The following is a 255-nucleotide window of genomic DNA, read 5'->3' as shown; positions in this document are numbered from 1 at the left end:
ACAATGCAGCCCGTAAAAATTGCTGCGGCGTGCTCAGGTGCCGACAGTCGAGCCCGTGAATCCAGCCCAGGTAGTGGGGCAGGTAGCGGCTGGCCACGCCGTGAAAGCGGATCAGCCAGGTCTTGAACACGGCGTGGTAGCGGTTCACGTTCTGGACGTGGATTTCCCCCAGCACCCGCTCGCCCTGGCGCAGATTGACGGCCCGGTGCGCGATGCCATGATCTTTCGCAAACTCCCGATACGCTGTCGCCGCAT

The 255-nt window shown here is 62.7% G+C and carries 1 protein-coding gene; it reads right to left on the bottom strand.

The window, feature by feature from the left end; translation table 11 throughout:
- A partial coding sequence (locus GM672_RS28135) for a transposase (RefSeq protein ID WP_211517469.1) occupies positions 1-255 on the bottom strand: 255 nt, incomplete at both ends.

The sequence above is a fragment of the Pseudoduganella buxea genome (assembly GCF_009720835.1).
Taxonomy (GTDB): Bacteria; Pseudomonadota; Gammaproteobacteria; order Burkholderiales; family Burkholderiaceae_D; genus Rugamonas; species Rugamonas buxea.
This window is presented reverse-complemented; position numbering and strand designations above follow the sequence as displayed.